General features: G+C 56.7%; 6 protein-coding genes. 5 read left to right on the top strand and 1 reads right to left on the bottom strand.

The features are described 5' to 3' along the window. Positions 1 to 635 precede the first annotated feature (635 nt). The 5 genes from PHD44_RS12745 to PHD44_RS10570 all read left to right on the top strand — a co-directional run bounded on the left by PHD44_RS12745 (position 636) and on the right by PHD44_RS10570 (position 5456). Positions 636 to 797, top strand: coding sequence for a lipoprotein (locus PHD44_RS12745; RefSeq protein WP_367182025.1), 162 nt, complete (start codon positions 636 to 638; stop codon positions 795 to 797). Between the two features lies 1 nt (position 798). Further along, positions 799 to 2091, top strand: a complete 1293-nt coding sequence (gene lysA / locus PHD44_RS10585) for a diaminopimelate decarboxylase (RefSeq protein WP_300191391.1) — start codon at positions 799 to 801, stop codon at positions 2089 to 2091. A 161-nt stretch (positions 2092 to 2252) separates the two neighbouring features. Continuing rightward, the gene (locus PHD44_RS10580; RefSeq protein WP_300191388.1) at positions 2253 to 2990 is read left to right on the top strand and encodes a glutathione peroxidase; all 738 of its coding nucleotides are present in this window, start codon (positions 2253 to 2255) and stop codon (positions 2988 to 2990) included. A 155-nt stretch (positions 2991 to 3145) separates the two neighbouring features. After that, entirely contained in the window at positions 3146 to 4513 is a 1368-nt protein-coding gene (gene gorA, locus PHD44_RS10575) for a glutathione-disulfide reductase (protein WP_300191386.1), read from the top strand. 22 nt (positions 4514 to 4535) lie between these two features. Further along, positions 4536 to 5456 carry a LysR family transcriptional regulator gene (locus PHD44_RS10570; RefSeq protein WP_300191385.1) on the top strand — a complete coding sequence of 307 codons (921 nt, stop codon included), beginning with the start codon at positions 4536 to 4538 and terminating at the stop codon, positions 5454 to 5456. Between the two features lie 36 nt (positions 5457 to 5492). Here PHD44_RS10570 and PHD44_RS10565 read toward each other — a convergent pair whose 3' ends face one another. Beyond that, positions 5493 to 6242: an EAL domain-containing protein gene (locus PHD44_RS10565; protein WP_367182026.1), complete on the bottom strand. Its 750-nt coding sequence runs from the start codon at positions 6240 to 6242 to the stop codon at positions 5493 to 5495. Positions 6243 to 6432 lie beyond the last annotated feature (190 nt).

Raw genomic sequence — 6432 nt, 5'->3', positions numbered from 1 at the left:
GTCAGCTCAAATGGACGGGCAGCCGGGTGGATCTGGTGTTCGGTTCGAATTCGGAGCTGCGGGCACTGGCGGAAGTCTATGGCAGTGCAGATGGCGAGGAAAAATTCAGGAATGACTTTGTGGCCGCCTGGACCAAGGTCATGAATCTGGATCGATTCGATCTGGTTTGAGCCAAGGAATTCGCACCCACGGAGTCCTCGTACATCCCCCTCGTTCCCCCTTTTACAAAGGGGGATGCGCACTTGCAAAATTAAGTGCGCTTCACCCCCTTGTTACAAAAAGGGTGTGCACTTACCCGAAAAACAACGGATTCACCCCCCTTTGAAAAAGGGGGGCAGGGGGGGATTTACCGGCTCTAAGAGCTCTCTGCGTTTATGCAGCGGGTACTAGGAGCCTGTCGGACTTTAGGGAAATCGGCTGCAAATCCATCTGAACGGTGCATATTTCACCGCTTTTTAGGGCAATAGAACCCGCTATTACCCTGCAAAAGTGGCAAAATCTGCCCTCGCCCAGCTTGATTTTCGCTGCGATTCCTAAAGTCCGACAGGCTCCTAGCAGCATGGACAAAAAACACGGGCATCGGCACACTTCCAACTGAACTCCCGATTTGGTCATTATCGAGTAGCCCTTTATTTATGAATTACCACCGCTTTCACGCTAAAGCCAGCCCATATACATGGCCACTGGTGATTAGCCTTTTCTGTCTTTTTCTGACCGCCTGTGGCCAAAAAGGCCCCTTGGTCATGCCATCTGATGCACCCGCGTCGACGACCTCTCAAACCGCAGGTAAATCCTGATATGACCGCATTGCCCTACGACCATCTGACCCGTGCCGCAGATCAAACCTTGTGCCTGGAAGGTCATGCGCTGGGCCAGATTGCCGTCGACTTCGGTACGCCGACCTACGTGTATTCCCGCCCGGCCATCGAGCGGGCCTACGCAGAACTGACGAGCGCGTTTGGCGACCGTCCGCACCGGATTTGCTATGCGGTGAAGGCCAACGGCAACCTCGCCATTCTCGCCCTGCTGGCCCGATTGGGCGCCGGGTTCGATATTGTGTCCGGCGGAGAGCTGGCGCGCGTGCTCAAAGCAGGGGGCGCTCCGGAGAAAATCGTATTTTCGGGCGTCGGCAAAACCCGCGCCGAAATCGAGCAGGCTTTGCGCGCGGGCGTGGGCTGCTTGAATGTCGAGTCCGAGGCGGAGTTGGTTCGAATCAGTGAAGTGGCGGCTGAACTCGGTGTCATCGCCCCTGTTTCGTTGCGGGTGAATCCCGATGTGGACGCCAAAACGCATCCGTACATTTCAACCGGTTTGAAGGACAACAAATTCGGCGTGCCCATCGAGCAGGCGCCCGCTTTGTATCGCCATATCGCGCGCGATCCGAATCTTAAAGCGGTGGGTATCGATTGCCATATCGGTTCGCAGCTCACCGATGTATCGCCCTTTGCCGATGCGGCCCGGCGTGTGCTCGCGCTGCTGGATACGCTCCTGCTGGAGGGGATCGAGTTGGCGCACCTTGATTTAGGTGGTGGTTTGGGTATTTGTTATACCGACGAACGCCCTCCATCCGCTGCCGATTGGGTGGATGCCATCACATCGGTCGTCGATCGGCACCCCATTGCGCGCCACCTGCCCTTGATGCTGGAGCCGGGGCGATTTCTGGTGGGCCCCTCTGGGGTGTTGCTCAGCCGCGTCGAGTATCTCAAACCGCATCCATCCGACGGAAAATCGTTTGCGATTGTCGATGCCGCGATGAACGATCTCATGCGACCGGCGCTTTATGGCAGCATCATGGCGATTGAAGCGGTCAAGCCTGATGCAACGACGCCAGCACGCGACTGGGAAATCGTGGGGCCGGTGTGTGAAACCGGTGACTTCCTCGGTCATGGACGGCATCTGGCACTCGCGCAAGGCGATTTGATCGCCGTTCTGGGCGCGGGAGCTTATGGTTTTTCCATGGCCTCGAACTACAACACGCGCGGCCGGGCGGCGGAAGTATTGGTCGATGAGCGCGGCGCGAGCTTGATTCGCGCCCGTGAGCCGGTTGAGTCGCTTTGGGCGGCTGAATCGATTCCGGCACATTTTGCATAGATTGAGGCGAGGAATTGGTTTTGATAGTTTATTTCTATCAAATTTATCCAAACTTTCAATTTTGACCGTATGAATTGTTGGGTTATTGTCATCAAAGTTCAATGATTTGCAGGTCAGATCATTGCATTGTTGTTCAGTAATCAATTTTTAAGGAGATCGTTATGCTCGAAAACCGTGAAGGCCAACGCGTACCAAACGTCACATTCCGTATGCGCGAAAATAATCAATGGGTCGATGTCACCACCGACGATCTGTTCAAGGGCAAAACCGTGGCGGTGTTTTCTCTGCCGGGTGCGTTCACGCCGACCTGCTCTTCGAGCCATGTGCCGCGTTTCAATGAGTTGGCACCGGTGTTCTTCAAGCACGGCGTGGATGAAATTCTTTGTTTGTCGGTCAACGACACCTTCGTCATGAACGAGTGGGCGGCGGATCAAAAGGCCGAGAACATCCGGTTCATTCCCGACGGCAACGGCGAATTCAGTGAAGGCATGGGCATGCTGGTCGACAAGGAAAACCTGGGGTTCGGCAAGCGTTCCTGGCGTTATTCCATGCTGGTCAAGGATGGCGTGATCGAAAAAATGTTCATCGAGCCGAATGTCGAAGGCGACCCGTATGAAGTCTCCGATGCCGATACCATGCTCGACTGGCTGGCGCCGAATGCCGTAAAACCACATTCTGTCATGCTGTTCTCCCGCCGTACCTGCCCGTTCTGCGCGCGTGCCAAAGGCATGTTGCGCGACGCAGGCATGGTCTTTGATGAAATTCTGGTCGGCGAGCACGTCAATCTGCGCGGCTTGCGTGCGGCGACGGGTTCGGAATCGGTTCCGCAGGTGTTCATCGACGGCAAATTGATTGGCGGTAGCGACAAGCTGGCCGAATGGTTGGCGGCCAATCAATAATACGATGAGCCCCGTTTTCAGGCTCGAAACGCCGGGCCTGAACCGAAACTCAAGCGTATGGTCTGAGCCGTCCGCTTCGTTTTCGGTGACACAAAACGTCGATACTTTTCAAATCCAAAAGCAGGCCGAACAGGCCGATACGATAGGAATTCCTTATGAGCACAGTATTCGATCTGATTGTATTAGGTGGTGGTTCCGGCGGTTTGGCCGTGGCGGAGCGCGCGGTGCAGTACGGCCAGCGTGTCGCCGTGATCGAACCGGCCCATTTGGGTGGCACCTGCGTGAATCTGGGTTGTGTGCCGAAAAAAGTCATGTGGTATGCCGCCAACATGGCGCATGCACGGCACGAGGCGGAAGGCTGGGGTTTCCCTGCCGTGCACGATCAGATCGATTTCGGCAAGCTTGTCGCCGGGCGCAATCAGTTTGTGAACAACATCCGCAATTACTGGGGCGGATACGCACAGGAGTTGGGTATCACGGTCATTCAGAGCAAGGGCGTGCTGACCTCGGCGACCACCGTGGCCGTGAACGAGCAAACCTATACCGCACCGCATATTGTGCTTTCCACGGGCGGTGTGCCCTTCGTGCCGCCGGTGCCGGGCAAGGAGCTGGGCATTACCTCGGATGGTTTTTTTGAACTGACCGAGCTGCCACCGCGCGTGGCCGTGATCGGTGGCGGGTATATCGGCGTCGAGTTGGCTGGCGTTTTGTGTTCGTTCGGCAGTGAGGTGACGTTGCTGGATATGCTCGAATCGGTGATCGCGCCGTTCGATGAGATGGTTCGCGAAGTTGCCACCGAGAATTTGCATCATCTGGGCGTGGTTTTGAAATTGCCTTTCCGGGTTAAGGCGCTCACGCAGACCGGGGCGGGCAAGTTCATCGAGTCGTCAGAAGGTGAAAAACTCGGGCCCTTCGATGAAATCATCTGGGCCGTGGGCCGTGCGCCGAACACACGTGCGCTGGGGCTTGAGGCGGCCGGCGTGACTGTGCAGCAAAACGGCATTATCCCGACCGACGACTACCAGAACACCAATGTGCCCGGTATTTATGCCATTGGCGACATCACCGGGCGGGCACCGCTGACACCGGTTGCCATCGCGGCGGGTCGGCAGCTGGCCGAGCGGCTCTTCAATGGGAAAACACAGGCCAAGCTTGACTACAGCAACATTCCTACGGTCGTTTTTGCCCATCCGCCGATTGGTACCGTTGGCCTGACCGAGGAGGCCGCGCGCAAAGAATTCGGCGATGAGGCGGTGACCATCTATGAGACCCGCTTCACGCCCATGCGTTATGCCTTGTCCGCGCAAGGCTTCAAAACGGCGATGAAACTGGTTTGTGTGGGTGAGGATCAGCGTGTTGTCGGCCTGCATCTGGTCGGTGATGGTGTCGACGAAATGCTGCAAGGCTTTGCCGTCGCTGTGAAAGCCGGGCTGACCAAAGCCCAATTCGATGCCACGGTCGCCATTCATCCCACCTCTTCAGAGGAACTGGTGACGATGAAAACACCGCGAGATTCCGCATGATCGCGACCGGCTGGGGCTGCTGATGTTTCTCGAAATCCGCCACCTGCGCACCATCCGCGCGGTGGCCGAGAGTGATTCTTTGGCGCTGGCCGCCGAGCAGCTGCATCTGACGCAGTCTGCGTTGTCGCATCAGATTCGCGCGATTGAGGATTATTACGGATTGATGCTGTTTTCCCGCCGCTCGCGGCCCATGCAGCCCACGCCGGCCGGTCGTCGTTTCTTGCAGGCGGCGACGCAATTACTGCCCCTGATGGACGAACTCGATCGCGATCTGCGTCAGTTGGCAGGTGGTGATACCGGGCGGCTGTTTATTGCGCTGGAATGCCACTCCTGCTTTTCATGGCTTCTGCCGACCCTGAATGCCTACCGCGAACAGTGGCCGAATATCGATACGGATTTATCGCTGTCTCATAGCTTCGATGCACTCGATGCGCTCAAGCGTGGCCTCGTGGATGTCGTAGTCAGCTCTGATCCTGTCGATGATCCGGAAATCAGTTTTGTTCCCCTGTTTCACTATGAAGTCGTGCTTGCACTCTCACCGCAGCACCCTCTGGTCGCAGAAAAAGTCATTACACCGCAAATGCTGGCTTCGCAAACGGTGATTACCTATCCCGTGAATCGTAACCGGCTGGATATTTTTTCCCGCTTTTTAACGCCTGCCGGTGTTGAACCGGCGGCGACGCGAAGCTCGGAGCTGACCGTGATGATTGCCCAATGGGTTGCCAGTAACCGGGGGGTGGCCGCATTGCCTGCCTGGGCCATCGTCGATGAACTCGCGCAAGGCAGCATCGTGGCGCGCCCATTGGGCGAGGACGGTATCCATGCGACGCTTTATCTTGCTTTGCGTCGGCAAGAGTGTGACCAGGCCTATGTGGTGGCTTTCATTGAAACGGCGCGTGCGGCGGCACTGAAGACGCTCAAAGATATTCGGCTCGCGTCCTGATCCACGCACTTGGCGCGTGTTGATCCGGGGTGAGGCTCAGGTGGCGGTGTCCGTCTCTGTCGTTGGTTCATCGTCTGTGGGGCTGAGTTCGGCCAGCGGCATCTCCTGTGCGAATAACGGCCCCTGAACCCAGGAAATACCCGCCGCCCGCACGGCAGAGAGTTGTTCGGGCGTTTGGATTTCCTGCGCAATAATGATGACGGACAACGCCCGAGCGAGACCCAGCAGGCTGTCGATAAACGCCCGATCTCTGGCGATCTGGCTGCGATTGGTGAGCCAATCGGCATTGATTTTCACATAATCAACGGGGTGACGACGCAGGTGCTGGAAAATCCAGTGCCCTGGGGTCGTCTGGTCAATCGCGAATTTGAAGTCAAAACCGTGCAGTTCCTCGATGAACCGATCGAACAGGTTCAGGTCGGCCAGCGATTCGCGCTCGTTCAACTCGAACACGAGCCGACTGCGCGCCATGCCGGCGGTGTCCATCAGGTGCGCGACATCCGCAAGGAATGATTTTGCACGTACGGTCCGGGGTGAAATGTTGACGAAGATCAGGCCGTTGCAATGAGTGGCAACTTGCGGACTGATGAGCGTTTTCATCAGTTGGCGATCGAAGGTTTCGGCTTGCCCGCGCCGCTCGACCATACCGAGAAAATCTCGCGCCATGACCCAGCGATCACCGATGTTCAGTTGTGCCAGCACTTCCATGGCAACCCGTTCGAGCAGCAGGTTTTTTAGAGGTTCGTCCACCGCGTCCCCGATGGCGAAAATGGGTTGGAAAAAAATGCGTGTTGGCTGTCCTTCGGTGAGCGCTTCGAGAATATCCTGATCCTCGATGGGCTTATCGTGCTGTCAAACAGCGTCGAAAATTGACCACCCAACAGCGTCCAATTTTGACCAGGGTATCAGGCTGATTTCTTGCGCTGTTTGAAGCGGTAGGAGTCGTTGCCGGTTTCAAGGATGTCGCAGTGGTGAG

It is taken from the genome of Halothiobacillus sp. (assembly GCF_028710545.1).
Lineage (GTDB): Bacteria > Pseudomonadota > Gammaproteobacteria > Halothiobacillales > Halothiobacillaceae > Halothiobacillus.
The sequence above is the reverse complement of the archived record's forward strand: the minus strand, read 5'-3'. Positions and strand labels throughout refer to the sequence as shown.

Excerpts from the sequence above, each read along its gene's own strand:
- PHD44_RS12745 (WP_367182025.1), top strand. The coding sequence starts at position 636 with ATGAATTACCACCGCTTTCACGCTAAAGCCAGCCCATATACATGGCCA.
- lysA (WP_300191391.1), top strand. The coding sequence starts at position 799 with ATGACCGCATTGCCCTACGACCATCTGACCCGTGCCGCAGATCAAACC.
- PHD44_RS10580 (WP_300191388.1), top strand. The coding sequence starts at position 2,253 with ATGCTCGAAAACCGTGAAGGCCAACGCGTACCAAACGTCACATTCCGT.
- gorA (WP_300191386.1), top strand. The coding sequence starts at position 3,146 with ATGAGCACAGTATTCGATCTGATTGTATTAGGTGGTGGTTCCGGCGGT.
- PHD44_RS10570 (WP_300191385.1), top strand. The coding sequence starts at position 4,536 with ATGTTTCTCGAAATCCGCCACCTGCGCACCATCCGCGCGGTGGCCGAG.